This window comes from Streptomyces sp. NPDC053541 (assembly GCF_044544705.1).
Lineage (GTDB): Bacteria > Actinomycetota > Actinomycetes > Streptomycetales > Streptomycetaceae > Streptomyces.
On sequence record NZ_JBITXM010000008.1, the window covers coordinates 82,205 to 106,370 of the forward strand.

Genomic DNA, 24,166 nt, shown 5'->3' on the forward strand with positions numbered 1-24,166 from the left:
TTGAGCCGCAAGGAGATCGCCCGATGCTGCCCTGGAAACCGTTCCGGAGAACCTCCTGGAAGCGCATCGCCCGAGCGCTGTCCGTCCTGGCGCTGACCGCCGCCGCCACCCTCGCCCCCGGTGCCGCCGCCCAGGCCGACACCGCCCCCAGCCGGGGCTGGAACGACTTCACCTGCAAGCCCTCCGCCGCCCACCCCCGCCCGGTCGTCCTCGTCCACGGCACCTTCGGCAACTCCGTGGACAACTGGCTGGGGCTCGCCCCCTACCTCGTCGACCGCGGGTACTGCGTCTTCTCGCTCGACTACGGCCAGCTGCCGAACGTGCCGTTCTTCCACGGGCTCGGCCCCGTCGACAAGTCCGCCGGACAGCTCGCCGCCTACGTCGACCGGGTCCTCGCCGCCACCGGCGCCGCCGAGGCCGACCTCGTCGGGCACTCGCAGGGCGGCATGATGCCGCGCCACTACCTCAAGTTCCTCGGCGGCGCCGCCAAGGTGAACGCCCTCGTCGGCATCGCCCCCGACAACCACGGCACCACCCTCAACGGCCTCACCCAGCTGCTGCCGTACTTCCCCGGCGCCGAGGACCTGCTGACCACCGCGACCCCGGGCCTCGCCGACCAGATCGCCGGCTCCGCCTTCCTCACGAAGCTCAACGAGGGCGGCGACACCGTGCCCGGCGTGCGGTACACCGTGATCGCCACCAAGTACGACGAGGTCGTCACGCCCTACCAGTCGGGCTGGCTGTCCGGCCCCAACGTCAGCAACGTCCTGCTCCAGGACCGCTGCGCGCTCGACTTCTCCGAGCACGTGGCCATCGGCACGGTGGACCGGATCGTCTTCCACGAGGTGGCCAACGCCCTCGACCCGGCCCACGCGACCCCGACGACCTGCGCCTCGGTCTTCGACTGACGCCCGGCCGACCGCCGCTCAGCCGTGCCGGCGGCGCCCCGCCACGAACAGCACGGCCGCCCCGACCGCCAGCACACCGGCGCCGCCCGCCACCAGATACGGCACGGCGGCGTCGCCCCCGGTCTCGGCCAGCTCCTCGCCGGAGGCCGCGCCCTGCGGCGCGGGGGCGGCGGGGGCGGCGGGCGCGCTGCTCGCCGGGGCGGCCGGGTGTCCGGTGTGCTCCGCGTGCCCGGCGGCGGGTGCCCGGCCGGGAGTCCCGGCGGGCGCGCTGCTCGGGGTCGAGGCCGGGGCCGAGGTCGGGGCGGGGGCGGCCGGTGCGGCGCCGCCGGTGTCCTTCCCGAACACCACGTCTGAGCAGGCGTAGAAGGCCTCGGGGGAGTCGGAGCGCTGCCAGATCGAGTAGATCAGGTGCCGCCCCGACTTCTCCGGGACCGTCCCCGTGAACACGTAGTCCCCGTTCGCCATCCCCGGGTCGACGACCCGCGCGAACGGCTCCGCCTCCAGGTCCGACCACTTCAGCGGCTTCGACGGGTCGTACCCGTCCTTCGTCACGTACAGCTCGAAGGTGCCCCGGTGCGGCGCGGTCCCCCGGTAACGGAAGGTGCGCGGCCCGGACTTGAGCGCGGTCGCCGGCCAGTCCGCGCGCGCCAGGTCGAGGCCGCGGAACTTCTCGTTCCCGGCGCTGCACAGCTCGCCGTCGGGAATGATCTCGCGGTGCCGCCCGGCCGCGTTCGCGATGTTCACCCCGTTCCAGTCGTAGAGCGCCTGCGTCCCGCCCGCCGCCACCGCCGCCCGGCACGCCGCCGACTTCGGGTGCTCCGGCCCCTCCGCGTGACACCCGGCGACCCGGCTCACCGGATCGGTCATCGACCCGTGCGCGAACGCGGGCCCGGCGGCGAGCCAGGACAGGGCGAGCACGGCGGTGGAGGTGACGGCCGCGGCCGTACGGCGTGAGGTCATGGGGGAGCGACTCCTTCACGAGGTGGGGGCGTGGGGGGTTGCCCAGGAAACTAGCCCTCGAAAAGCCCCGATCCGGGCCCCGGAGCCCTCAACCGCCGATCCTTAGGGTCGCGTTAAGGAGCGGCTAAGCGGGACCACAGACAAGGCCCTCGCCCTCGCCCCGCCCGGCGCGGAAAGCCCCGCGCGTCAGCCCACCCGCCGGTAGCGGCGCTCCGGGCGGCCCGTGCCGCCGTAGCGCAGCGTGATCTCGGCCCGGCCGGTCGCCGCGAAGTACTCCAGATAGCGGCGGGCGCTCACCCGGGACAGCGAGCCCGCCTCCGCGCACTCGGAGGCCGACAGGCCCTCCGGGTGCGCGCGCAGGATGGTGTCGACCAGGTCGGCGGTCGGCGCCGCGAGGCCCTTCGGCAGCTCGCGGGAGCCGCGCGGGCGGGCGCCGAAGATCCGGTCCACGTCCTCCTGGCGCGCCTCGGCCTCCGCGAGGTCGTCGAGCCGGCCGTGCAGGGCCGCCACGTGCCGCAGCTGCTCCTGGAGCGCCGCCTGGCTGAACGGCTTGATCAGATAGTGCAGGGCCCCGGCGCGCAGCGCCGAGCGGATCGTGTCGGCGTCCCGCGCCGCCGTGATGAACAGCGCGTCCGTCGCGAGCCCCGCCGCCCGCAGCTCGCGCAGCACCGCGACCCCGTCCATGTCCGGCAGGAAGATGTCGAGCAGCAGCAGATCGGGCCGCAGCGCGTGCGCCGCGCGCAGCGCCTCGGCGCCGGTGTGCGCGACCCCGGCGACGGCGAAGCCCGGCACCGCCGACACATAGCGGCAGTGCAGCTTGGCCACCATGAAGTCGTCGTCGACCACCAGCACCTTCGTCACGCCGACAAGGTAGGACGCGACCACAAGGACCACAACGTCCGTTGGTTGCGGAAGAGCGACAGCTTCCTCACGCGGGGGCAACATGTGGGCCACCTCACAGACCCCCGTTCCCCCTTCGAGAGGCGGCACCCGTGCGTCTGCGCACTCCCCTCGCCCTGCTCGGGGCGGCGCTGCTCGTGCTCGTCGGACCGCCGCTGCTGACCACCGGCAGCGACTCCGACTCCGGCACCCGGATACCCGGCCTGCGCTTCATGGTCCCCAACACCCCCGGCGGCGGCTACGACATCACCGCCCGCACCGCGGCGAAGAACGCCGAGGACGCCGGGCTCACCTCCGGCATCGAGGTCTTCAACCTGCCCGGCGCCGGCGGCACCGTCGGCCTCACCCGGCTGGTCGGCGAGCACGGCAACGGCCGGCTCGCCATGTCCATGGGCCTCGGCGTCGTCGGCGCCGTCCACACCAACAAGACCCCGAAGACCCTCGCCGACACCACCCCGATCGCCCGGCTCACCATGGAGCAGGACATCGTGGTGGTCGGCAAGGACTCCCCGTACAAGACCATCCAGGACCTGCTCGCCGCCTGGCGGAAGGACCCCGGCAAGCTGCCCGTCGGCGGCGGCTCCTCGCCCGGCGGCCCCGACCACCTCGCCCCGATGCTGATGGCCCGCGCCGCCGGCATCGCCCCGAAGAGCGTCAACTACGTGCCCTTCGACGGCGGCGGCGAGCTCCTCGCCTCCATCCTCGGCAACAAGGTCGCCTTCGGCGTCTCCGGCGTCGGCGAGTACCTCGACCAGATCAAGGCCGGCGAGCTGCGGCTGCTCGCCGTCACCGGCGCCGAGCGGGTCCCCGGACTCGACGCGCCCACCCTGCGCGAGGCGGGACTCGACACCGAGTTCATCAACTGGCGCGGCATCGTCGCCCCGCCCGGCCTGACCACCGCCGAACGCGACAAGCTCGTCGGCCTCGTCACGAGGCTGCACGCCTCGAAGGAATGGCGGGACTCCCTGAAGACCCACGGCTGGAACGACGCCTTCCTGCCCGGCGAGGAGTTCGGCACCTTCCTCGCCGCCCAGGACCAGCAGGTCGGAACCGTCCTGAAGGAGCTCGGACTGTGACCACCACCGCCCCCGGGCGCCCCGAGACCGCCCCCCGCGCCTCCTGGCTGCGCGAGCACTCCGAACTCGGCGTCGCCGCCGGGCTGTTCCTGCTCGGCGTCCTCGTCCTCACCGACGCCCTCACCCTCAGCGCCGACCTCGGCGGACGCGGCCCCGTCGGCCCCCGCACCGTCCCCCTCGTCGTCGGCGCCGGACTGCTGGTCGTCGCCGTCCTCCTCGCCGTCGACGTGCTGCGCGGCGGCCGCGGCGAGGCCGAGGGCGGCGAGGACGTCGACCTGTCCGAGCCGAGCGACCGGCGCACCGTGCTGCTGCTCGCCGGGGTCTTCCTGGGCTTCGCCGTCCTCATCGGCCCCGTCGGCTTCCCCGTCGCCGGCGCCCTGCTCTTCTGGGGCGCGGCCCACGCCCTCGGCAGCCGCCACCTCCACCGCGACCCGCTGATCGCCGCCGCGCTCTCCCTGCTCACCTACCTCGTCTTCGACAAGCTGCTCGGAGTCCCGCTGCCCGGCGGCCCGCTGATGGGAGTGCTCTGACCCATGGACTCGCTCACCTCCCTGCTCGACGGGTTCGGCACCGCGCTGACCCCGATGAACCTGCTCTGGGCCGCCGTCGGCGTCCTCCTCGGCACCGCCATCGGCGTGCTCCCCGGCATCGGCCCCGCCATGGCCGTCGCCCTGCTGCTCCCCGTCACCTACGGCCTGGAGCCGACCGGCGCCTTCATCATGTTCGCCGGCATCTACTACGGCGCCATGTTCGGCGGCTCCACCACCTCCATCCTGCTCAACACCCCCGGCGAGAGCGCGGCCGTGGTCGCCGCCATCGAGGGCAACCCCATGGCCAAGGCCGGGCGGGGCGCCCAGGCCCTGGCCGCCGCGGCCATCGGGCACTTCACCGGCGGCCTGGCCGGCACGATCCTGCTCGTCGCGCTCGCCCCGACCGTCGCCGCGCTCGCCGTCGACATCGGCGCCCCCGACTACCTCGCCCTCATGGTCCTCGCCTTCATCGCGGTGACCTCCGTCCTCGGCTCCTCCCGGATCCGCGGCCTGGCCTCCCTGCTCATCGGCCTCACCCTCGGCCTGGTCGGCCTCGACCAGATGACCGGCCAGCAGCGCCTCACCTTCGGCTCGCTCCAGCTCGCCGACGGCATCGACGTCGTCATCGTCGCCGTCGGCCTGTTCGCCATCGGCGAGGCCCTGTGGGTCGCCGCCCACCTGCGCCGCACCACCGGCGAGGCCATCCCGGTGGGCCGCCCCTGGCTCGGCCGCTCCGACGTGCGGCGCACCTGGAAGGCCTGGCTGCGCGGACCGCTCATCGGCTTCCCGTTCGGCGCGATCCCGGCCGGCGGCGCGGAGATCCCCACCTTCCTGTCGTACGTGACGGAGAAGCGCCTCTCGAAGCACAGGGACGAGTTCGGCAAGGGCGCCATCGAGGGCGTCGCCGGCCCCGAGTCCGCCGCCTCCGCCTCCGCCGCCGGCACCCTCGTCTCCATGCTCACCCTCGGCCTGCCGACCACCGCCGTCGCCGCCGTGATGCTCGCCGCCTTCCAGCAGTACGGCATCCAGCCGGGCCCGCTCCTCTTCGAGCGCGAACCCGAGCTGGTCTGGGGCCTGATCGCCTCGCTGTTCGTCGGCATGGTGCTGCTCCTCGCCCTCAACCTGCCGCTCGCGCCCGTCTGGGCGAAACTGCTGCGCATCCCCCGGCCGTACCTCTACGCCGGCATCCTGTTCTTCGCCGCCGTCGGCGCGTACGCGGTCGGCGGCGAGGCCCTCGACCTGGTGATCCTCCTGGTCATCGGCCTCATCGGGTTCGGCATGCGGCGCTACGGCCTGCCGGTGCTGCCCGCCGTCATCGGCGTCATCCTCGGCCCGGCCGCCGAACAGCAGCTGCGCCGCGCCCTGCAGATCAGCGACGGTTCGGCGGCCGGACTGGTGAACACCCCGTTCTCGCTCACCGTCTACGCGGTCGTCCTGGCCCTGCTGGCCTGGCCGCTGCTGCGGAGGCTGGTCGTCCGGCGCCGTACCGCGGAGGCGTGACGGACCTGCGCCGGCGGATCCGGGCCGTACGACGGTATGCATGACCGAAAGTCCTCAACGCGCCCCCGATGGGGTGAGTTTCGGACAGCCGGCGGCCTGATCCGGTATCCCTGGCGGGCAGCGTCCCACCCCCACCCCGAAGGGATTCCCACCGATGCGTGCTCGCCTCGTCCTCGCCGGCGCCCTGCTCGCCACCGCCGCCGCCACCGCTCCGACCGCCCACGCCGGGCCCCTCGACGGACTGTCCGTCGACCCGCGCGGCACGGTCGCCCAGGACGGCACGGTCACCCTGTCCGGCAGCTACCGCTGCGCGGACGACAGCGCGGGACCGGTCTTCGTCAGCTCCACGCTGGTCCAGGCGGACCGTTCCGCCGGGATCGGCGGCACCCGCGCCGTCTGCGACGGCCGGGTGCACCGCTGGACCAACAGCGCCGTGGTGAAGGAGCCCGGCTACCGGGCCGGCACGGCCCGGGTCGAGGCCACCCTGATGCAGCTCACGCCGACCGGCCCGCTGGGCCTGCCGATGCCCGGCTTCCTCGCCACCGAGGAGGCCGGCGTCACGCTCGGCTGAGCAGCCGCACGAGTCCGTCCCGGCCGAGCCGCTCCAGCTCGTCCAGGGCGCGTACGGCGCGGGCGGCCGCCTCCGGGTCGGAGGCGGCGAGCCCGCTCGCCGCGAACTCGTCCTCGTCGAGCCGCAGCACCTCGCTCCCGTCGGCCGACACCCACAGGTCGAGGTCCAGGTCCTCGACCACCACCCGGGCCCCGTCCGCCGCCACCGCGGCGGGCCGGGTCACGTCGCAGTACCAGCCCTTGAGCGCGCCGGCGCCGGAGCGGACCTCCTTCACCGCGTACCACCGGTCGCGCCAGTAGTGCTCGGTGAACACGTCGCCCGGCTCGAAGCGCACGAAGCCGAAGTCCCGTACGCCCGGGGCCGCCCAGGGCGCGCGCACGGTCAGCCGGACGCCGTCGTCGGCGAGCAGCTCGGCCGGATACCGGATCTTGGTGCGCCCGGCCTTCACCAGGGCGATCTCGACCTCAGCCGAGGCGGCGGACATGACGGGTCTCCTTCGCGCAGATCGCGTAGCCGAACCAGCGGTTGACGGCCAGCATCGGCCCGTTCTCCGCGTCGTTGCCGGTGAAGGCCTGCGTGCAGCCGGCCGCGCGGGCCCGGTGCAGCGAGTCGTTCTTCACCAGCTTGGCCAGTCCCCGGCCCCGGTGCTCCGGGTGGGTGCCGGTCATGGCCGAGCCGTAGCGCCCGAGGCCGTCCGTGCGGGCCGCGCAGAACGCCACGGGGCGCCCGCCGGCCACCGCGACCGTGGTCAGCTCCCGGTCGAGCAGCGGATGCTCCCAGGTGGTGGCCAGCCAGTGCGCGTAGTCGGTCAGTTCGGCCGGCACGTCGCCCGGCTCGTCCGCCGTGGTCAGCGCGTCCAGCTCGAACAGCGGGCGGGGGTCGGCCGCGAAGTCGGCCGCGGTGCGCAGCTCGACCCCGGCGGGCGGCGCCTGGCGCGGCGGCAGCGCGGCCGCGGCCAGGTCCAGCCGCAGGAAGTAGGCGGAGCGGCTGCCCCGGTAGCCGTGCCGCCCGGCGAAGGCGAGGTTGGCCGGCTCGTCGAGCACCCAGCTGTAGAGGGTGTCCGCCCCCGCCCGCGCCAGGTGCTCCTCGGCGGCGCGCAGCAGCAGCGCCCCGGCGCCCCGGCGGCGGTGGGCCGGGTCCACGAAGACGTTGACCTCGCCGATGCCCGGCTCGGGCGACTCGTGGGCCAGCGCCACCTCGGCGGTGCCGACCGCCTCGCCGTCGATCTCGGCGAGCAGCGGCCTGCTGTGCGCGTCGGGATGGGCGTGCGCCAGGTCGTGGGCCACCTGCCGGCCGGTCGCGAGCATGTGGGGCAGCGCGGCGCGCCGCACGCGGGCGAAGGCCTCGGCGTCCTCGGGGACCGAGAGCCGTACATCGCGGACGATCACAGTCATGTCACCGCACGCTATGCGGCGGCGCCGGGCGCCCGCCTCCCATTTTCCGGCGGGCCGGGTGCAGAATCAGGCGGGTGACGCTTCGAATCAGCGTGGATCCCCGTTCCACCACCGCCCCGTACGAACAACTGCGCGCCCAGATCTCGGAGAGTGCCCGCTCGGGCGAGCTGCCCGTCGGCTACAAGCTCCCGACGGTGCGCGGTCTCGCGGAGGACCTGGGGCTCGCGGCGAACACCGTCGCCAAGGCGTACAAGGCCCTTGAGGCGGACGGTGTGATCGAGACCCGCGGCCGCAACGGAACCTTCGTCGCCGCGGCCTCCGACGCCGCCTCCCGGCTGGCCGCCACGGCCGCCTCGGCCTACGCGACGGAGGCCCACCGGCTCGGCCTCAGCCACGAACAGGCGGAAGCCGCGGTGCGGGACGCACTGCGCGCCGCGTACGACGAGTAGGGAAGGACCACAGGAGGGCGGCCCGGGGCCACGGTGGTCCGCCGGCCCCGGTCCGCGCCCTCCCCGGGCCCTCGCATGACGGCCCGTCGACTGGCTTGAAATCACTGGTTTCTGAAGAGGTTTCAACGCGCGTCCACCACGAGTTTTGACATGAACACTTCCGGCAGGCCGGATCCGCTGCTACTACCTGGTAACGCAGAGATCCTGCTAAAGGGAGGTTCCATGAAACTGTCCCGTTTTACGGCTTTCTCCTCCTCGCTGCTCCTCGGCGCCGTCCTCGCCCTCACCGGGGCCGGGGTCGCACAGGCCGCCGAGACCGCCGCGGTGGACTACGTGGCCCTCGGCGACTCGTACTCCTCCGGCGTCGGAGCCGGGAGCTACGACAGCGCCAGCGGCGACTGCAAGCGCTCGACCAAGGCCTATCCGGTGCTCTGGAAGAACGCCAACGCGCCGTCCTCCTTCGCCTTCACCGCGTGCTCGGGCGCCCGAACGGGTGATGTCACGGCGAATCAGCTCGGACCCCTCAACACCGGCACCGACCTGGTCTCCCTCACCATCGGCGGCAACGACGCCGGTTTCGCCGACGTCATGACGACCTGTGTGCTGCAGTCCGAGTCGACCTGCATCAACCGAGTGAATCAAGCCAAGGCCTACGTCGACACGACCCTGCCCGGCAAGCTCGACGCCGTCTACAGCGCCATCCGCACCAAGGCCCCCAACGCCCGCGTGGTCGTGCTCGGGTACCCCCGCTTCTACCAGCTCAACGGCACCTGCGTGGCCGGCCTGAGCGAGAACGAGCGCCGCGCCATCAACGACGCCGCCGACTACCTCAACGCCGCCACCGCGAAGCGCGCCGCGAACCACGGCTTCCCCTTCGCCAGCGTCGTCCCGCCCTTCACCGGACACGAGATCTGCTCCGGCTCGGCCTGGCTGCACAGCGTCAACTGGCTCAACATCGGCGAGTCGTACCACCCGACCGCCGCCGGCCAGTCCGGCGGCTACCTGCCCACCTTCAGCGGCGCGGCGTAGCCGAACCGCCGCCCGGCGCACCGCCGGGAGCACCGCCTGGGGAGGCGGTCCCGCCCGTAGGAGCCGTCGTCGTCGGCGACGACGGGGGAGGGGCCGTCTCCTCGCACGTCACCGAGAACGCCACCCAGTTCGACTGCCGGACCACCGGCTCCCGCACCTCCAGCCGGATCCGGTCGCTCACCGCCGCCCCCGCCGGATAGTCCGCCTGCGTCCGGGTCAGCCGCTGCTCCAGCGGCCCGCCCTCCGGGAAGTCCAGGGTCCGCCAGGCCGCGTCCTGCTTCTCGCCGCTCTCCGTCGCCCAGCGGTACGCCACCGTCGCCGGCGCCCGGTCCACCGTCACCGCCGCCGTGAACTCCGGCGCCCCGTCCAGCGGCGGCGGACACGGCCCCTCGTACGCGTCGCGCACCGCCCGCACGCTGACGATCACCGACACCGGGGGAGCGCTCGTGGTGCTCGGCGGGGTGCTGCTCGGCTCCGCCGACGGCGAGGCCGTCTCCGACGCCGTCGTCGGCGCGCCCGTGCTCACCGTCGGCACCGGCGGCGTGCCGCCGTCGCCCCCGCCGCCCGAGTCGCGCAGCGCCGCGTACGTCAGTCCGCCCGCCACGAGCAGCAGCGCCGCGAGCCCGGCCACCAGACCCCACCGCCGGCGCGGCCGCCCGCCCGCGCCCTCCGGACCCGGACCGGGCACCGGCGCCGGCACCGGCATCGGCGCGGTCGGCCCGGTGCCGCCGGTGCCGCCGGGACCCTCCGGGCCGCCCACCGGCAGCGGCGCGTACGCCCCGGGCGGCGGCGGCTCCGTGCGCGGCGTCCCGCCCGCGCCGACCAGCCGCAGCTGCTCCTCCGCCGCACGGGCGGAGAGCCGCTGCTCCGGGTCCTTGCGCAGCAGTCCCTCGATCACCGGTGCCAGCGGGCCCGCGTGCGCGGCCGGCGCGGGCTCCTCGTCCACCACCGTGCGCAGGGTGTCCAGCGGCGTCTCCCGGCGGAACGGCGACACGCCCTCCACCGCCGCGTACAGCAGCACCCCGAGCGACCACAGGTCGGCGGCGGGCCCGGGCGTGTGCCCCAGGGCCCGCTCCGGCGCCAGGTATTCGGGCGAGCCGATCAGCTCGCCGGTCATGGTCAGCGGGGACACGCCCTCCACGGCCGCGATCCCGAAGTCGGTGAGCACCACCCGCCCATCGTTGGCCAGGAGCACGTTCGCCGGCTTCACGTCCCGGTGCAGCACCCCCGCCTCGTGCGCCGCGCGCAGCGCCGCGCACACCTCGGCGCCCACGTGCGCCGCCCGGCGCGGCGGCAGCGGCCCCTCGGCCTCCAGCGTCTCCGCCAGGGTGAGTCCGGGGACCAGCTCCATCACGATCCAGGGGCGGCCGTCGTCCAGGGCCACGTCGTAGACGGTGACCACATTGCGGTGGCTGATCCGCGCGGCGGACCGGGCCTCCCGCTCCAGGCGGGCGAACAGGCGCTCGCGGTCCGCGTCCGGCAGACCGGCCGGCGCCCGCACCTCCTTGACCGCCACCTCGCGCCCCAGGACCTCGTCCCGGGCGCGCCAGACGGTGCCCATCCCGCCCTCGCCCAGCACGTCGAGCAGCCGGTAACGCCCCGCGATGACCGTCATCTCTCCACGGTAGCGGAGGGCCGCCGCCTTTGGTGGCGGAGATCACACCCGGTCACGGGGCCACGGGCGGGGGCCGGGCGTGCAGGATGGTTCGTGACGGTTCGACAGGTGTTCGATCCCTGTCCAACTCGCCCTGGAACCAGACGCATTCGGACAGTGATCGTCAACCCCCGTACACGCGCGGTGAATCCTGCGGCCGGAATACACGGGTGTCGTAGCGGGGCGATAGGGTTAACCTGCCCGGGCCGGGTGCCCTCGTACGGGTGGGGAGTGACATGGAACAGATAGCAATGCGCAGCAGGCCGCGAGTGCCTGCCATCACCTGCGGGAGCAGCGCGACCAGTTCGCGGCTCGACCGCCATCTCGCGGTGCTCGGCGGCCCCGCCGTGCCGCAGCGCGAGGCGGCCGAGGCGACGCTGCTCATGCGGGAACTGACGACGCGTACGCGCGAGGTGCCGATGCAGGGCCACCGCAGCCGCAGCGCGCGGGTCTCGCTCTTCGCCCCGCTGCGCCGACTGCGCCGCTCCCTCTTCGGCAGCCACCGCTGACCCCCGGCACCCCGCGCTGACGGGCCGTCCGGGCCGGGCTCCCGCGTACCCCGACGCACTCCTCCCGCCCGCCCCGCTCGGCCCACGGCCCGCCTCCACCCCGCCGCCGGACGTGTCCCCACCCGTCCGGCGCTTCTCCTTTTCGGGGCCCGGCTCCCCTCCGGGGCGCCGGGGCCGGACTCGGCGCGCCCCTTCGGGGCACTCGCCCCCTGCGCGCCCGGGTCAGCCGCGGGCGTAGCGCCGCACCGCAGCGGGGGCGCACAGCACCAGCAGGCCCAGTGACCAGAGCAGCGCACCCGCCACCGGGTGCGTCACCGGCCAGGCCGCCTCGCCCGGCGGCGGCACCGGCGCGTTCCCGAAGAGGACCCGGACGGCGGTCGACACCGCCGAGATGGGATTCCACTCCGCGAGCGTCCGCAGCCAGCCCGGCATGCCATCCGTCGGCAGATACGCGTTCGACAGCAGCGGCAGCATGAAGGTCGCGCTGCCCAGCTGACCGGCCGCCTCCTCGCTCTTCGAGGCGAGGCCCAGCAGGATGCCCACCCAGGTCGCCGCGAACCGGAAGAGCAGCAGCAGCCCGAGCGCGCCCAGCGCCCCGGCGGCCGAGCCCTCGATCCGCCAGCCCATCGCGAGCCCGGTCAGCAGCAGCGGCACCGTGCCCACCGCCGTGGTGACCAGATCGGCCAGCGCCTGCCCGAGCGGCACCGCGGCCCGGCTCACCGGCAGCGTGCGCAGCCGGTCCGTGACGCCCCGGTGGGTGTCCTGGGCCGCCTGGAACATCCCCGTCATCACGCCGTTGGCGGCCGTCGCCACCAGCATGCCCGGCACCAGGAAGGCCCGGTAGTCGGCGCCCGGCATGGCGAGCGCGCCGCCGAACACGTAACCGAAGAAGAGCAGGAAGACGACCGGCATGGTCTGCGTCATGACCGTGATCGCCGGAGCGTGCCGGACCCGCAGCAGGTTCCGGCCCAGCATCGCGGTGCCGTCGTGGACGAGGGTGCCGGCGCTCATGCGGCGAACTCCTTCCGGGCGGTGCCGTCCTGGCCGCCCCGGCCCGCGCCGGTGTCGTCCCGGTCGGTGAGGCGCAGGAACACCTCGTCGAGGGTGGGCGGGCGCAGCGAGGCGTCCAGGATCGGGACGCCGGCCGCGTCGATCTCGCGGACGAGGCGCGGCAGGGTGAGGGTGGGGTCGGTGGTGACCGCGCCGACCGTGCGGCGCTCGGCGTCGAGGGCCGGCAGCGAGCCGGTGAGCCGGTCGAGCACGGCGGCGGCCGTCTCCAGGGGCGCGGGCTCGGCGACCACGACCTCGGCGTAGTGGCCGATCAGCGCCTTGAGTTCGGCCGGGGTGCCGCGCTCGGTGGCCCGGCCCCCGTCGACCAGGACGACCTCGTCGGCCAGCCGGTCGGCCTCCTCCAGGTACTGGGTGGTGAGCAGCACGGTGGTGCCCTCGGCCGCCAGCTCCCGCACGGCGTCCCAGATCCCGTTGCGGCTGTGCGGGTCGAGGCCGGTGGTCGGCTCGTCGAGGAAGAGCACCCGCGGCGGCACGATCAGGCTCGCCGCGAGGTCGAGCCGGCGGCGCATCCCGCCGGAGTAGGTGCGGGCCGGCCGCCCGGCCGCCCCGGCGAGGCCGAAGCGCTCCAGGAGCTCGTCGGCGCGCGAGCGCGGGGCGCGCAGGAGCCGGGCGAAGAGCCGCAGGTTCTCGGCGCCGGTGAGGTCGCCGTCGACCGAGGCGTACTGCCCGGTGACCGCGATCCTCCGGCGCACCCCGGCCGGGTCGCGGACCACGTCGTGGCCGGCCACCCGGGCGCTGCCGGCGTCCGGCCGCACCAGCGTGGTGAGCACCCGGACCGCCGTGGTCTTCCCCGCGCCGTTGCGCCCGAGGAGGCCGCAGACGGTGCCCTCGGGGACGGCGAGGTCGAGCCCGCGCAGCGCGCGCACCTCGCCGTAGCGCTTCTCCAGGCCCTCACTAAGTACAGCGTACGTAGTTGTTGTCATGGGTGGACCCTAGCGCACTACGTACGGTGTACGTAACGAGGTGGGGGCCGGCTCCCTGTTTACGATGGGGCGACGAGGTGATGAGTGATGGCGGGCCGAGCGGCCGAACCCGAAGTGATCTGGGCGCGCCCCGAGCGCACCGGCCGCGGCCCCAAACCGGCCCACAGCCGGCGCGACATCGTCGACGCCGCCGTCCGCATCGCCGACGCCGAGGGCATCGACGCCGTCTCCATGCGCCGCATCGCCGCCGAACTCGGCTGCGGCACCATGTCGCTGTACAACTACGTGCCGCGCAAGGAGGACCTCTACGAGCTGATGGTCGACGCGGCCAGCGAGGAGTACGAGCTCCCCGAGCCCAGCGGGGACTGGCGGGCCGACATGACCGGCATCGCCCGGCAGACCCGCGCCATCATGGAACGCCACCCCTGGCTCACCCGGGTCATGACCACCGCCTACGGCTTCAGCCCCAACGCCCTGCGCTTCCTGGAGTGGTGCCTCGGCGCGCTCGCCCCGCTCGCCATCGAGCCCGGCCTGAAGATGCAGCTCATCGCCATGATCAACGGCACCGTGATGGCCACCGTGCGCAACGAGCAGGCCATCGCCGAACGGGCCCGCGGCCTGCCCTGGAGCGAGGCCGAGGAACAGCAGGTCCGCGGCGCCTACCTGATGAGCCGGCTCTCGACCGGCGCCTACCCGCACCTCGCCGCGCTGCTCGCCGCCTCACCGGCGCCCGTCGACACCGACGAGATCTTCGACCTGACCATCGCCCGGCTGCTCGACTCCTTCACGCCGCGCCCTCAGACGCCGCCCGGCGACGCCGTCTAGAGGAGCACGAACTGCCCCTCGGGGCCCTCCTCCTGATGGTCCAGTACGGAGGCGGGACGGCGCGCCGCCGCCGGCACCGGCAGCACCCCGGCCACCCGCAGGGCCCCGGGGCCGAGGCCGTTCGCGGCGGCGCGCGCCCGCAGCGCCGTGCGCTCCGTCTCACGCTCCGCGAGCAGCGCCAGGACGGTGATCAGCTCCAGCAGCTCCGAGGTCCACTCCTGCGGCCAGGCGGCCGGGCCGATCGCCTCCAGCGTGCCCGGGTCGGCGGCCGCGGTCCGGTGCGCGAACCACTGCTCCAGCATCCGCACCCCGCCGACCTCGAACTCCCACGCCGCCGCCGGCACCGGCGAGATCCGGCCCTCGTCCAGGCTCAGCACCTCGCCCTCCGGGTCGTACGAGAGCACCGCCGGCCGGGCCGGGATCGCCGCCCGCACATACGGCCTGCGCCCGCCCGGCAGCCGCGGCCGGGCCCCGCCGCGCGCCCCGCGCACCTGCGTCTCCACCAGCCCGCGGCCCAGCGCCACGCCCGCCGCCCACACCTCGGGGTCCGCCGGCAACGGCACCCGGCACCCGGCTGCCGAAGGCGCCGCCACGGCCACCGTCCACGCGAGCAGGTCCGCCGCGGCCACCTCGTGCCCGTACCGCCCGCCCAGGAACTCCGCCAGACCCGGCGCCAGATTCGGCTCGCGCCCCTCCGGCCGCCGGAACAGCGGCCGGATCCGGCCCGGCCGGCCCGCCGGGGAACGCCCGTCCGGCAGCGCCGCCGTGACCAGCACGGCGGGACCGGCCGCGCCCGGCACGTACCCCTGCTCGACCGCGAACAGCTGCCGCTCGTCCGCCACCCGCCACAACTCCGGCCGCGCCACGTCGATCAGCCGGTGGTCCGGCAGCAGCCACTGCTCGTCGAACGGCCCGTGCGCGAGCCGCACCGGCTCCGGACACGCCCCGGCCTCCCGCGCGAGCCGCCCGGTCCCGGTCCGCTGCCCGGGCAGCGCCGCCACCGAACTCCCCGTCGTCCGCGCCCGGCTGGCCCGGAACAACACCTCCCGCTCGGCCCCGTCCGCGGCCACGAGCCGCGCCCAGCGCTCGCGCAGCGTCCGCACGTCCGGGGCGACGATCCACCCCCGCCCGAGCCGCAGCGGCGCCACGGACCAGGGCATGAGGTCGTCGAGCAGCGGCGCGTCCAGCAGCGGCACGTCGATCCCGGCCTCCCGGGCCGGCGGCAGGTCCTCCGTCACGCCCCGCATGCTAACGAGGGCGGGGAGTGGGCAGCCAGGGGCGGCGGGACGCGCCCGCGCAGGCCCTGCGGCTCACCGCGCCCCGACCGTCATCGTGAGGCCTCGACCGTCACCGTGAAGGAGAAGCGGTCGCCCCGGTAGCGGATCCGGGCCACGTCCACCACCCGGCCGTCCTCGCCGTACGTCACGCCCGTGTAGTGCAGGATCGGCGAGAGCAGCGGCACCCGCAGCAACTGCGCGGTCTCCGGGTCGGCGAGGCGGGCCTCGACGGTGTCCGTGATGCGACTGATCCGCACCCCGACCACGTCACGGAGCACCTTCGTCATCGGCCAGCGCTCCAGGTCCGCCGGGTCGATGTCCGCCGCGATCTCCGGGAGCACCGCGTTCTCCGCCCAGTTGGTCGGCTCGCCGCTCTCCCCGTCGGCCCGCAGCCGCCGGAAGACCGCGACCTCGTCGGCCCCCGGGAAGTACTCGGCGAGCTCGCCCGGCACCGGCTCGGTGCCCTGGCCCAGCACCGTGGTCCGCTCGCCCGACTGCTGGGCCACGATCGCGTCGATCGAACCCAGCAGCCGGCGCGGGGTGGAGCGCCGGGCGCCCGGCTCGATGAAGGTGCCGCGCCGCCGGTGCCTGCTGATCAGGCCCTCCTCCTCCAGCTCCTTCAGGGCCTGGCGCATGGTCAGCACGCTCACCCCGTAGTGCGCCGCGAGCTGTTCCTCCGTGGGCAGCCGCAGCGAGGAGTCGGGGGTGCGGCCCAGTATCGAGGCGCGCAGCGACTGCGAGACCTGGTACCAGAGCGGGAGCTTCCGGTTCAGGACCAGCGAGTCGGGAGCGAAGGCGGTCACGGTCTCCTCCGGACGACGGCTAGGGGACACCCGGCCGGATGGTACGGCTGTTCACGGGCGGAAGTGGCGCTCCAGACCCTGCCACACGTCGTCGTACGCGCGCTGCAGGTGGTCGGCACCGGCCGCCTGGGCGGTGGCGGTGACCGGCCAGCGGGTCTCGAACATGAAGGCCAGACCGTCGTCGATCTTCTGCGGCTTCAGCTCGGCGGCGCTCGCCCGGTCGAAGGTCTCCCGGTCGGGCCCGTGCGCGGACATCATGTTGTGCAGCGAGCCGCCGCCCGGCACGAAACCCTCCGCCTTCGCGTCGTACGCGCCCTCGATCAGGCCCATGTACTCGCTCATCACGTTGCGGTGGAAGTACGGCGGCCGGAACGTGTCCTCGCCCACCAGCCAGCGCGGCGCGAACACGACGAAGTCGACGCCCGCCAGGCCCGGGGTGTCCGAGGGCGAGGTCAGCACCGTGAAGATCGACGGGTCCGGGTGGTCGTACGAGATCGTCCCGATCACGTTGAACCGGCGCAGGTCGTAGACGTACGGGGTGTGGTTGCCGTGCCAGGCGACCACGTCGAGCGGGGAGTGGTCGTACGTCGCCGCCCACAGGTTGCCGCAGTACTTGTTGACCACCTCCACCGGGCCCTCGACGTCCTCGTACGCGGCGACCGGCGCCCGGAAGTCACGGGCGTTGGCCAGGCCGTTCGCACCGATCGGACCCAGGTCGGGCAGCTGGAACGGGGCGCCGTAGTTCTCGCACACGTAACCGCGGGCGGTCTCGCCCTGCAGCTCGACCCGGAAGCGCACCCCGCGCGGGATCAGCGCGACCTCGCCCGGACCGGCCGCCAGGTCGCCCAGCTCGGTGCGCAGCAGCAGTCCGCCGCGCTCGGGCACGATCAGCAGCTCGCCGTCGGCGTCGCTGAACACCCGCTCCATGGACGCGTTCGCGTGGTAGAGGTGCACGGCCATGCCGGCCCGCTGCGCCGCGTCGCCGTTGCCGCCGAGGGTCCACAGGCCCGCCAGCCAGTCGGTGCCGGCCGGCGGCTCCGGCAGCGGGTTCCAGCGCAGCCGGTTCGGGTCCGGCACGGTCTCGGTGAACGGCGCGCTGCGCAGGGAACCGTTGTCGATCCGGGCGAACGGCGGGTGCGCCGCCGAGGGGCGGATCCGGTACAGCCACGAGCGCCGGTTGTGCGCCCGGGGCTCGGTGAACGCGCTCCCGCTCAGCTGCTCCGCGTACAGGCCCAGCGGCGCCCGCTGCGGCGAGTTCCGCCCGTGCGGGAGGGCACCGGGGACGGCCTCGGAGCTGTGCTCGTTGCCGAATCCCGTGCTGTAGGTCAGCGCTTCGGCCGTCTTTCTGGCCTGTTCCGCGTTCATCGCGTGCTCCTGTCCTGACGCTCACAACAATCCTATGCATGACCGTAGGATTCCGCGCCCGCTGCCGTCAACGGGGTGCGGGGAGCGGGATGCGGGGGTGCGGGGTGCGGTGGATCTGCCGGGCGGGCCGGGGCCCTTGGACGCGGCGGGGCCGGGAGAGGTTCCGGAAGGGTGTCGAGGGACGCTCCGGCGAGGCGTGCTTCCGGCCGCGGCCCTGTCCACCGTCCCCGCCGCGCGGGCATGATGGTCCCCGTGCCCCAGCCCGCCCCCGCCCCGCAGCCCGGCCCCGTCCCGGCGTCCGCCCCCGCGCTCCGCCGCGCCCCCGTCCAGCGGCGCAGTGCCGAACGGCTCGCCCGCATCCTCGACGCCTGCGCCGAGCTCCTGGACGAGACCGGGTACGAGCAGCTGAGCACCCGGGCCGTCGCCACGCGCGCGGGCGTGCCCATCGGGTCGGTCTACCGCTTCTTCGGCAACAAGCGGGCCATGGCGACGGCCCTCGCCCACCGCAACCTCGACAGCTACGCCGCCCGCGTCGACGCCGGCCTCGCCGCGCTCCCGGCCGCCCCCGACGGCCGCGCCGTCATCGACACCGTCCTCGACGCGTACCTCGCCATGAAGCGGAGCGTCCCCGGCTTCGGCCTGGTCGACTTCGGGATCCCCGCCGCCGCGCCCGGCGAGCCCGGCGCCGACGAGGACCCCAACCACCTCGTCGCCGAACGGATCTGCGGCCTGCTCGCCGCCCCCCTCGGCCGCCCCGCCGACGCGCTCCTGCTGCGCAAGGTCCTGGTGAGCGTCGAGGCCACCGACGCGCTGCTCCGGCTCGCCTTCCGCACCGACCCGGCCGGCGACCCCGCGCTCATCGCCGAGACCCGGGCCCTCCTGCACGCGTACCTCGCCCCCTCGCTGGGCTGAACCCGGCGCTCCGTCGCCGCCCCGGTCCCGGCACCTTCCCGACCTCCCTACCGGTCGGTATGCTCGCGCTTGCCCGCGCGCCCGCCACCGCGCCCCGCCGCTGCCGCCCCAGGGAGACCCCATGTCCACCGCCCTGCGCATCTGCCCCCTGTGCGAAGCGACCTGCGGGCTCACCCTCACCCTCGACGGGAACCGTGTCACCGGCGCCCGCGGCGACCGCGACGACGTCTTCAGCCAGGGCTTCATCTGCCCCAAGGGCGCCGCGTTCCCCGAGGTGGACGCCGACCCGGACCGGCTGGTCCGGCCCCTGGTCCGGGAGGACGGCGTCCTGCGCGAGGCGGACTGGTCCGAGGCCTTCGACCTGATCGCCGCCCGCCTCCGCCCGCTGATCGAGGAGCACGGCCCCGACGCCGTCGCCCTCGTCCTCGGCAACCCCAACGTCCACACCGTCGCCGGCGCCCTCTATCCTCCGCTGCTCATCGGCGCCCTCGGCACCCGCAACCTCTTCACCGCCTCCACGCTCGACCAGATGCCCAAGCACGTCTCCAGCGGGCTGCTCTTCGGCGACGCCTTCGCCGTGCCCGTGCCGGACCTGGACCGCACCGACCACCTCCTGATGCTCGGCGCCAACCCCCTGGACTCCAACGGGAGTCTCTGCACCGCCCCCGACTTCCCCGGCCGGCTGAAGGCCCTGCGCCGGCGCGGCGGCACCCTCACCGTCGTCGACCCGCGCCGCACCCGCACCGCCCGCCTCGCCGACCGCCACCTGGCCATCAGCCCCGGCACCGACGCCCTCTTCCTCGCCGCGCTCGTCCACACCCTGTTCGCCGAGGACCTGGTCCGCCTCGGCGCACTCGCCGCGCACGTCGAGGGGGCCGAGGACGTGCGGGAGGCGGTACGGGAGTTCAGTCCCGAGGCCGTCGCCGCCGCCTGCGACCTGGACGCCGACACCATCCGCGCCACCGCCCGCGAACTCGCCGCCGCCCCGACCGCCGCCGTCTACGGCCGGATGGGCGCGTCCACCGTCGCGTACGGCACCCTCGGCAACTGGCTCGTCGACGTCCTCAACGTCCTCACCGGCAACCTCGACCGCCCCGGCGGCGCGCTCTTCCCGCTCTCCGCGACCGCCCCCGCGCCCCGCCCCGCCGGCCCCGGCAAGGGCTTCGCCCTCGGCCGCTGGCGGAGCCGGGTCTCCGGCCACCCCGAGGCCAAGGGCGAACTCCCGCTCGCCGCCCTCGCGGAGGAGATCGACACACCGGGCCAGGGGCGGGTGCGGGCGGTCGTCACCATCGCCGCCAACCCGGTCCTGTCGGCCCCCGACGGCGACCGCCTCGACGCGGCCCTCGGCTCCCTCGACTTCATGGTGGCCGTCGACCCCTACCTGAACGAGACCACCCGGCGCGCCGACGTCGTCCTGCCCCCGCCGCCGCCCTCCCGAAGCGCGCACTTCGACTTCGCCTTCAACGGCTTCGCCGTCCGCAACCAGGCGCGCTACTCACCGCCGGCGCTCCCGCTGGAGGAGGGGCGCATGGACGAGTCCGAGATCCACGCGCGGCTGATCCTCGCCGTCTCCGGCCTGCACGGCGCCCCGCCGTCCGCCGTCGACGACCTCGCCGTCGAGCGCACCCTGGCCAAGGCCGTGACCCAGGAGCACTCGCCGCTGTACGGCGCCGACCCCAAGGAGCAGGCGGCCCTGCTCAGCGGGGACACGGGCCCCGAGCGGCGGCTCGACCTGATGCTCCGGCTGGGCCCGTACGACCTGACCCTCGACGACCTGCGCGGCGCCCCGCACGGCATCGACCTCGGACCGCTGCGCCCCCGGCTGCCCGGCCTCCTCAAGACCCGCAGCGGGCGGATCGAGCTGCTGCCCGCGCCGATTGCCGCCGACCTTCCGCGGCTGCGCGCCGCGCTCACGGCCGCACCGGAGCCGGGCTCCGTCCGGCTCGTCGGACGGCGCCACCTGCGCTCCAACAACAGCTGGCTGCACAACATTCCCTCCCTCAACGGGGGTTCGAACCGCTGCACCCTCCAGGTGCACCCGAGTGACGCCGAACGGCTCGGCCTCACCGCCGGCGCGCCCGCCCGCGTCGAGGGCACGGGCGGCGCGCTCACGGCCGAGGTGGAGATCACCGAGGAGGTCCGCCCCGGCGTGGTGAGCCTGCCGCACGGCTGGGGCCACGACCGCCCCGGCACCCGCCTCGCGGTGGCCGCCGGCCGCCCCGGCGTCAACGTCAACCAACTGCTCGACGGCGCCCTGCTCGACCCCCTCTCCGGCACGGCCGTGCTCAACGGCTTCCCGGTCCGCCTGTCACCGGTGCGCTGACGGGCATGCTGTGACCTGGGGTTTTGCTCGTATTGCTCACGCGTCAACATCTTGTTAACGCCGGAAGGGCGCACCTACCGTCATCCGCACCGCCGCTCTGGCGGGAGTTCAAGGGTGAACGTGAGGTGTACTCCCATGCTGACCGTCCTCGGCTTCGCCATGATCGCGACCTTCCTGGTCCTGATCATGCTGAAGAAGATGTCGCCGATCGCGGCGCTCGTGCTCATTCCCGCGTTGTTCTGCGTCGCCGTCGGCCAGGGCGCCCAGCTGGGCGACTACGTCATCGACGGCGTCGGCAAACTGGCGCCCACCGCCGCGATGCTGATGTTCGCGATCGTCTACTTCGGCGTGATGATCGACGTCGGCCTCTTCGACCCGATCGTCCGCGGCATCCTGCGCTTCTGCAAGGCCGACCCCGTGCGGGTGGTCGTCGGCACGGCGGTGCTCGCCGCGATCGTCTCCCTGGACGGGGACGGCTCGACCACCTTCATGATCACGGTCTCGGCGATGTATCCGCTCTACAAGCGCCTCGGCATGAGCCTGGTCGTCATGACCGGCGTCGCCGCCACCGCCAACGGCGTCATGAACACCCTTCCCTGGGGCGGTCCCACGGCCCGCGCTGCCACCGCGCTCAAGCTGGACGCCGGCGACATCTTCGTCCCGATGATCCCCGCGCTCGGCGTCGGACTGCTCTTCGTCTTCGCCCTCGCGTACGTCCTCGGCCGCCGCGAGCGCAAGCGCATCGGCTACCTCAGCCTGGACGACGTGCTGGACCGCGACTCCGAGACGGTCCTCGTCACGGCGGGCGGCGGCAGCGCCGACGGCGCCACCGCGGCGGGTACGAAGACGGGCTCCGGCGCCGGTCCGGGCGCGGGCGGCCCGGGCGGGGCCGGGCCGGAGGACGAGGGCTTCCAGGGCCTCGACCCGCACCGCGCCACGCTGCGCCCCCGGCTCTACTGGTTCAACGCCGCCCTGACCGCCGTCCTGCTCACGGCGATGATCATGGAGCTGCTGCCCATCCCGGTGCTCTTCCTGCTCGGCGCCGCGCTCGCGCTCACCGTCAACTACCCCGACATGGCACAGCAGAAGGCCCGGATCGCGGCCCACGCGGACAACGTCCTCAACGTCGCCGGCATGGTCTTCGCCGCCGCCGTCTTCACCGGCGTCCTCAACGGCACCGGCATGGTCAAGCACATGGCGGACTGGCTGGTCGGCGCCATCCCCGAGGGCCTGGGCCCGCACATGGCCCTGGTCACCGGCGTGCTGAGCATCCCGCTCACGTACTTCATGTCCAACGACGGCTTCTACTTCGGCGTGGTGCCGGTGCTCGCCGAGGCCGGCGCGGCGCACGGCGTCTCCCCGCTGGAGATCGCCCGCGCCTCCCTGGTCGGCCAGGCCCTGCACATGTCCAGCCCGCTGGTCCCCGCGGTCTACGTGCTCGTCGGCATGGCGAAGGTGGAGTTCGGCGACCACACCCGGTTCACGGTCAAGTGGGCCGCGCTGACCTCGCTGGTGGTGCTGGCCGCGGGCCTCCTCTTCGGAATCATCTAGCCGGGCCCGGGTTCGGACGGGACTCCTACGGCCGGACGGGTGGAAGTGGAGGGCGGCACGGCACGGTGCCACCCTCCGCACCCATGTGGTGACCAATAGTCAGATTATCGGCACACGATTTCCGAGATCTGTACGACTGGAGGAACCACGCATGACCGCTCCGGCGATCCGTCCCCTGCTCTCCGCCGCCGTCACCGCGCTCGCCCTCGGCTCCGTCGGCCTCGCCGGCGCGCCCGCCGCACACGCCGTCCCCGGCGACAACGGCGACGTGAAGGTCCACGACTCGAAGACCGGGGAGTTCGACCAGCGGGACGACCCGAAGGTCTGCCGCTTCTACCTCGACGCCTTCAACTTCGACGGCAACCAGAAGGTCACCTGGACCATCGCCCCGCAGCCGCCCAAGGCCGACTCCCCGAACCTCAGCGGCAGCCTCACCACCGACGCCAACGGGCACAAGCGGACCGAGGACCTGAAGCTCCCCGACGGGATGTACAAGCTCGACTGGACCTTCACCGGCGAGCAGGGCGCGGGCAAGCACAAGGTCTTCAAGGTCGACTGCGGCACCATCGCCAGCCCGCCGCCCACCACCGGCGGCGGCAACGGCGGCCACGGGCACGGCCACAAGCCGCCGCACGGTCCGGTCGGCGCGGGCGGCGGCGGTGCGGCCGACCTCACCGGCTCCACCGACGACTCCGGCTTCGGCGTCGCCTCGGCCGTCGCGGCCGGCCTCGCCGGCACGGCGGGCCTGATCCTCATCCGCCGTTCCCGCCGCCGCACCGATGGCGCCGCGTAGGTCCGTCACCCCGCGCGCGACGACCCCCGTCGGCCGGGCCCCGGCCCGTCCGCGCGGGGTCGCCCGGCGCGGGCGCACCACCCGGCGGCAGCGCCGGCTCCTCCGGCTCGCCCGCACCGTCGTCGTGACCCTCGGCCTCGTCGTCGGCACCGTCTGGTGGGCCGGCGACGAGGAGCCGGCCGGCTCCGCCCTCGCCGCCGGAACCGCCGCCCACGGCGCTCCGGCGGCGGAGGCGGGGGCCGACGGTGCCAACGGCGCCGAGGCGGCGTCGGACGGGGCCGGGCGGGCCGGGCCCAAGGGCGCGGCCACGGCCGCGGCCAGGCCCGCCCCGAAGCCCCAGTCGCCGTCGGCCCCGCTGGCCCGCTCCCGTCCCACCACCCTCGCCGTCCCCGCGATCACCATCGAGGCGCCCGTCATCGGCCTCGGTCTGGAACCCTCGGGCAGCCTCGCCACCCCGCCCGTCGACAACCCCCGGGTCGTCGGCTGGTACGCCAACGGCGTCACCCCGGGAGAGCGCGGCACCGCCGTCGTCGTCGGCCACCGCGACACCCGCACCGGCCCGGCGATCTTCCTCAACCTCGACTCGCTCGACCCCGGCAACACGATCCGGGTCGCCCGCGCCGACGGCAGGGTGGCCGTCTTCACGGTCGACCGGGTTCGTACGTACGCCAAGTCGGCGTTCCCCGACGGGGAGGTGTACGGCGCCGCCAAGCGCCCCGAGCTGCGCCTGATCACCTGCGGCGGAGCCTTCGACCGCAAGGCCGGCTACGCCTCCAACATCGTGGTCTTCGCCCATCTCACGGACGTCGACCGGCAGATCTGACCCGGGCGGCGGGCGCCCGG

At 74.5% G+C, this 24,166-nt stretch carries 24 protein-coding genes; 14 read left to right on the forward strand and 10 right to left on the reverse strand.

The window, feature by feature from the left end; all coding sequences use genetic code 11:
- The first annotated feature begins 23 nt into the window (after window positions 1–23).
- Entirely contained in the window at window positions 24–908 is an 885-nt protein-coding gene (locus ACIGW2_RS21020; RefSeq protein ID WP_391653948.1) for an esterase/lipase family protein, read from the forward strand.
- An 18-nt stretch (window positions 909–926) separates the two neighbouring features.
- On the opposite strand, the gene ACIGW2_RS21025 is transcribed toward ACIGW2_RS21020, so the two are convergent.
- Entirely contained in the window at window positions 927–1,868 is a 942-nt protein-coding gene (locus ACIGW2_RS21025; RefSeq protein ID WP_399845042.1) for a lytic polysaccharide monooxygenase, read from the reverse strand.
- A gap of 186 nt (window positions 1,869–2,054) precedes the next feature.
- Entirely contained in the window at window positions 2,055–2,729 is a 675-nt protein-coding gene (locus tag ACIGW2_RS21030; protein ID WP_391653946.1) for a response regulator, read from the reverse strand.
- 131 nt (window positions 2,730–2,860) lie between these two features.
- On the opposite strand from ACIGW2_RS21030, the gene ACIGW2_RS21035 reads away from it, so the two are divergent.
- From ACIGW2_RS21035 to ACIGW2_RS21050, 4 genes are all read left to right on the forward strand, one after another.
- Complete coding sequence (locus ACIGW2_RS21035; RefSeq protein WP_399845044.1) at window positions 2,861–3,844, forward strand: Bug family tripartite tricarboxylate transporter substrate binding protein; 984 nt, start codon at window positions 2,861–2,863, stop codon at window positions 3,842–3,844.
- Window positions 3,841–4,374 carry a tripartite tricarboxylate transporter TctB family protein gene (locus ACIGW2_RS21040; RefSeq protein ID WP_391653944.1) on the forward strand — a complete coding sequence of 178 codons (534 nt, stop codon included), beginning with the start codon at window positions 3,841–3,843 and terminating at the stop codon, window positions 4,372–4,374. Before ACIGW2_RS21035 ends, ACIGW2_RS21040 begins: the two co-directional genes overlap by 4 nt.
- A 3-nt stretch (window positions 4,375–4,377) precedes the next feature.
- The gene (locus ACIGW2_RS21045; protein WP_391653943.1) at window positions 4,378–5,874 is read left to right on the forward strand and encodes a tripartite tricarboxylate transporter permease; all 1,497 of its coding nucleotides are present in this window, start codon (window positions 4,378–4,380) and stop codon (window positions 5,872–5,874) included.
- Window positions 5,875–6,028: 154 nt separating this feature from the next.
- Window positions 6,029–6,445 (forward strand): DUF6299 family protein, encoded by a 417-nt coding sequence (locus ACIGW2_RS21050; RefSeq protein WP_391653942.1) that lies wholly within the window; start codon window positions 6,029–6,031, stop codon window positions 6,443–6,445.
- Here ACIGW2_RS21050 and ACIGW2_RS21055 read toward each other — a convergent pair.
- Both ACIGW2_RS21055 and ACIGW2_RS21060 read right to left on the reverse strand, forming a co-directional pair.
- The gene (locus tag ACIGW2_RS21055) at window positions 6,432–6,929 is read right to left on the reverse strand and encodes a DUF402 domain-containing protein (protein WP_391653941.1); all 498 of its coding nucleotides are present in this window, start codon (window positions 6,927–6,929) and stop codon (window positions 6,432–6,434) included. The two genes, ACIGW2_RS21050 and ACIGW2_RS21055, sit on opposite strands and share 14 nt — an antisense overlap.
- Window positions 6,910–7,839, reverse strand: a complete 930-nt coding sequence (locus ACIGW2_RS21060) for a GNAT family N-acetyltransferase (RefSeq protein ID WP_391653940.1) — start codon at window positions 7,837–7,839, stop codon at window positions 6,910–6,912. The genes ACIGW2_RS21055 and ACIGW2_RS21060 overlap by 20 nt, the downstream gene beginning before the upstream one ends.
- Before the next feature lie 74 nt (window positions 7,840–7,913).
- On the opposite strand from ACIGW2_RS21060, the gene ACIGW2_RS21065 reads away from it, so the two are divergent.
- Both ACIGW2_RS21065 and ACIGW2_RS21070 read left to right on the forward strand, forming a co-directional pair.
- Complete coding sequence (locus ACIGW2_RS21065; protein WP_356075209.1) at window positions 7,914–8,288, forward strand: GntR family transcriptional regulator; 375 nt, start codon at window positions 7,914–7,916, stop codon at window positions 8,286–8,288.
- A 222-nt stretch (window positions 8,289–8,510) separates the two neighbouring features.
- Window positions 8,511–9,317: an SGNH/GDSL hydrolase family protein gene (locus tag ACIGW2_RS21070; RefSeq protein WP_399845049.1), complete on the forward strand. Its 807-nt coding sequence runs from the start codon at window positions 8,511–8,513 to the stop codon at window positions 9,315–9,317.
- Here the strand turns inward: ACIGW2_RS21070 and ACIGW2_RS21075 are convergent.
- Complete coding sequence (locus ACIGW2_RS21075) at window positions 9,301–10,932, reverse strand: serine/threonine-protein kinase (protein ID WP_399845052.1); 1,632 nt, start codon at window positions 10,930–10,932, stop codon at window positions 9,301–9,303. The genes ACIGW2_RS21070 and ACIGW2_RS21075 overlap by 17 nt on opposite strands.
- A 275-nt stretch (window positions 10,933–11,207) precedes the next feature.
- On the opposite strand from ACIGW2_RS21075, the gene ACIGW2_RS21080 reads away from it, so the two are divergent.
- Window positions 11,208–11,480 carry a hypothetical protein gene (locus ACIGW2_RS21080; protein ID WP_391653937.1) on the forward strand — a complete coding sequence of 91 codons (273 nt, stop codon included), beginning with the start codon at window positions 11,208–11,210 and terminating at the stop codon, window positions 11,478–11,480.
- Window positions 11,481–11,702: 222 nt separating this feature from the next.
- Here the strand turns inward: ACIGW2_RS21080 and ACIGW2_RS21085 are convergent, their stop codons facing one another.
- Window positions 11,703–12,491, reverse strand: a complete 789-nt coding sequence (locus ACIGW2_RS21085) for an ABC transporter permease (RefSeq protein ID WP_391653936.1) — start codon at window positions 12,489–12,491, stop codon at window positions 11,703–11,705.
- The gene (locus tag ACIGW2_RS21090; RefSeq protein WP_391653935.1) at window positions 12,488–13,474 is read right to left on the reverse strand and encodes an ATP-binding cassette domain-containing protein; all 987 of its coding nucleotides are present in this window, start codon (window positions 13,472–13,474) and stop codon (window positions 12,488–12,490) included. Before ACIGW2_RS21090 ends, ACIGW2_RS21085 begins: the two co-directional genes overlap by 4 nt.
- Before the next feature lie 87 nt (window positions 13,475–13,561).
- On the opposite strand from ACIGW2_RS21090, the gene ACIGW2_RS21095 reads away from it, so the two are divergent.
- Window positions 13,562–14,299 carry a TetR/AcrR family transcriptional regulator gene (locus ACIGW2_RS21095; RefSeq protein ID WP_361580296.1) on the forward strand — a complete coding sequence of 246 codons (738 nt, stop codon included), beginning with the start codon at window positions 13,562–13,564 and terminating at the stop codon, window positions 14,297–14,299.
- On the opposite strand, the gene ACIGW2_RS21100 is transcribed toward ACIGW2_RS21095, so the two are convergent.
- The 3 genes from ACIGW2_RS21100 to hmgA all read right to left on the reverse strand — a co-directional run bounded on the left by ACIGW2_RS21100 (window position 14,296) and on the right by hmgA (window position 17,744).
- Complete coding sequence (locus ACIGW2_RS21100; protein WP_399845058.1) at window positions 14,296–15,546, reverse strand: type ISP restriction/modification enzyme; 1,251 nt, start codon at window positions 15,544–15,546, stop codon at window positions 14,296–14,298. The two genes, ACIGW2_RS21095 and ACIGW2_RS21100, sit on opposite strands and share 4 nt — an antisense overlap.
- An 80-nt stretch (window positions 15,547–15,626) precedes the next feature.
- Window positions 15,627–16,379 (reverse strand): GntR family transcriptional regulator, encoded by a 753-nt coding sequence (locus tag ACIGW2_RS21105; RefSeq protein WP_391653930.1) that lies wholly within the window; start codon window positions 16,377–16,379, stop codon window positions 15,627–15,629.
- Between the two features lie 51 nt (window positions 16,380–16,430).
- Window positions 16,431–17,744 carry a homogentisate 1,2-dioxygenase gene (gene hmgA / locus ACIGW2_RS21110; RefSeq protein ID WP_391653929.1) on the reverse strand — a complete coding sequence of 438 codons (1,314 nt, stop codon included), beginning with the start codon at window positions 17,742–17,744 and terminating at the stop codon, window positions 16,431–16,433.
- Window positions 17,745–17,987: 243 nt separating this feature from the next.
- Here hmgA and ACIGW2_RS21115 point away from each other — a divergent pair, with 243 nt between their 5' ends.
- From ACIGW2_RS21115 to ACIGW2_RS21135, 5 genes are all read left to right on the forward strand, one after another.
- A complete protein-coding gene (locus tag ACIGW2_RS21115; RefSeq protein WP_399845376.1) occupies window positions 17,988–18,656 on the forward strand; it encodes a TetR family transcriptional regulator in 669 nt (222 codons plus the stop codon).
- A gap of 121 nt (window positions 18,657–18,777) precedes the next feature.
- The gene (locus ACIGW2_RS21120) at window positions 18,778–20,979 is read left to right on the forward strand and encodes a molybdopterin oxidoreductase family protein (protein ID WP_399845062.1); all 2,202 of its coding nucleotides are present in this window, start codon (window positions 18,778–18,780) and stop codon (window positions 20,977–20,979) included.
- 135 nt (window positions 20,980–21,114) lie between these two features.
- A complete protein-coding gene (locus ACIGW2_RS21125) occupies window positions 21,115–22,530 on the forward strand; it encodes a CitMHS family transporter (RefSeq protein ID WP_399845065.1) in 1,416 nt (471 codons plus the stop codon).
- Between the two features lie 151 nt (window positions 22,531–22,681).
- Window positions 22,682–23,323: a hypothetical protein gene (locus ACIGW2_RS21130; RefSeq protein ID WP_391653925.1), complete on the forward strand. Its 642-nt coding sequence runs from the start codon at window positions 22,682–22,684 to the stop codon at window positions 23,321–23,323.
- The gene (locus tag ACIGW2_RS21135) at window positions 23,310–24,146 is read left to right on the forward strand and encodes a class F sortase (RefSeq protein ID WP_399845068.1); all 837 of its coding nucleotides are present in this window, start codon (window positions 23,310–23,312) and stop codon (window positions 24,144–24,146) included. The genes ACIGW2_RS21130 and ACIGW2_RS21135 overlap by 14 nt, the downstream gene beginning before the upstream one ends.
- The last annotated feature ends 20 nt before the right edge of the window (window positions 24,147–24,166 follow it).

What these genes read in the sequence shown, in the direction of transcription:
- ACIGW2_RS21060 (WP_391653940.1), bottom strand. Translation starts at nt 7,839, where the DNA reads ATGACTGTGATCGTCCGCGATGTACGGCTCTCGGTCCCCGAGGACGCC.
- ACIGW2_RS21090 (WP_391653935.1), bottom strand. Translation starts at nt 13,474, where the DNA reads ATGACAACAACTACGTACGCTGTACTTAGTGAGGGCCTGGAGAAGCGC.
- ACIGW2_RS21070 (WP_399845049.1), top strand. Translation starts at nt 8,511, where the DNA reads ATGAAACTGTCCCGTTTTACGGCTTTCTCCTCCTCGCTGCTCCTCGGC.
- ACIGW2_RS21075 (WP_399845052.1), bottom strand. Translation starts at nt 10,932, where the DNA reads ATGACGGTCATCGCGGGGCGTTACCGGCTGCTCGACGTGCTGGGCGAG.
- ACIGW2_RS21025 (WP_399845042.1), bottom strand. Translation starts at nt 1,868, where the DNA reads ATGACCTCACGCCGTACGGCCGCGGCCGTCACCTCCACCGCCGTGCTC.
- ACIGW2_RS21135 (WP_399845068.1), top strand. Translation starts at nt 23,310, where the DNA reads ATGGCGCCGCGTAGGTCCGTCACCCCGCGCGCGACGACCCCCGTCGGC.
- ACIGW2_RS21100 (WP_399845058.1), bottom strand. Translation starts at nt 15,546, where the DNA reads ATGCGGGGCGTGACGGAGGACCTGCCGCCGGCCCGGGAGGCCGGGATC.
- ACIGW2_RS21080 (WP_391653937.1), top strand. Translation starts at nt 11,208, where the DNA reads ATGGAACAGATAGCAATGCGCAGCAGGCCGCGAGTGCCTGCCATCACC.
- ACIGW2_RS21085 (WP_391653936.1), bottom strand. Translation starts at nt 12,491, where the DNA reads ATGAGCGCCGGCACCCTCGTCCACGACGGCACCGCGATGCTGGGCCGG.
- ACIGW2_RS21095 (WP_361580296.1), top strand. Translation starts at nt 13,562, where the DNA reads ATGGCGGGCCGAGCGGCCGAACCCGAAGTGATCTGGGCGCGCCCCGAG.
- ACIGW2_RS21115 (WP_399845376.1), top strand. Translation starts at nt 17,988, where the DNA reads ATGGTCCCCGTGCCCCAGCCCGCCCCCGCCCCGCAGCCCGGCCCCGTC.
- ACIGW2_RS21130 (WP_391653925.1), top strand. Translation starts at nt 22,682, where the DNA reads ATGACCGCTCCGGCGATCCGTCCCCTGCTCTCCGCCGCCGTCACCGCG.
- ACIGW2_RS21125 (WP_399845065.1), top strand. Translation starts at nt 21,115, where the DNA reads ATGCTGACCGTCCTCGGCTTCGCCATGATCGCGACCTTCCTGGTCCTG.
- ACIGW2_RS21045 (WP_391653943.1), top strand. Translation starts at nt 4,378, where the DNA reads ATGGACTCGCTCACCTCCCTGCTCGACGGGTTCGGCACCGCGCTGACC.
- ACIGW2_RS21020 (WP_391653948.1), top strand. Translation starts at nt 24, where the DNA reads ATGCTGCCCTGGAAACCGTTCCGGAGAACCTCCTGGAAGCGCATCGCC.
- ACIGW2_RS21120 (WP_399845062.1), top strand. Translation starts at nt 18,778, where the DNA reads ATGTCCACCGCCCTGCGCATCTGCCCCCTGTGCGAAGCGACCTGCGGG.
- hmgA (WP_391653929.1), bottom strand. Translation starts at nt 17,744, where the DNA reads ATGAACGCGGAACAGGCCAGAAAGACGGCCGAAGCGCTGACCTACAGC.
- ACIGW2_RS21055 (WP_391653941.1), bottom strand. Translation starts at nt 6,929, where the DNA reads ATGTCCGCCGCCTCGGCTGAGGTCGAGATCGCCCTGGTGAAGGCCGGG.
- ACIGW2_RS21050 (WP_391653942.1), top strand. Translation starts at nt 6,029, where the DNA reads ATGCGTGCTCGCCTCGTCCTCGCCGGCGCCCTGCTCGCCACCGCCGCC.